Origin of the sequence: Pseudoalteromonas sp. SIMBA_162 (assembly GCF_046535955.1) — a bacterium.
Lineage (GTDB): Bacteria > Pseudomonadota > Gammaproteobacteria > Enterobacterales > Alteromonadaceae > Pseudoalteromonas > Pseudoalteromonas marina.
Map to the genome: position 1 here is coordinate 1 of NZ_JAWJBQ010001277.1, position 233 is coordinate 233.

1 protein-coding gene is annotated in these 233 nt (G+C 64.4%); it reads right to left on the reverse strand.

Features of this window, described 5'->3' with window-relative positions; genetic code table 11:
• Positions 1-233: hypothetical protein (locus R0J88_RS23750; RefSeq protein ID WP_410901421.1), on the reverse strand; the 233-nt coding region annotated here is incomplete at both ends.

Genomic DNA, 233 nt, shown 5'->3' on the forward strand with positions numbered 1-233 from the left:
CGAAGGACGAGCCGAGGCGCCCATTGATGGTGGTGTCATCCAGCGCCATGACCAGGTTGGTCAGCTGCACCTGCGACATGTCGCCCTTGAACGGGCTGGAGAAGGCCAGCGAGGTAAGCGCGCTGCTCTTGGCAGTCTGCGGCGCTTCCATGCCGACACGCGTCATCCACGCCTTGGGCGACAGCGGTGCCAGCTTGAACTGGCCGCTATAGCTGAGCGCATCGCCGGTGATG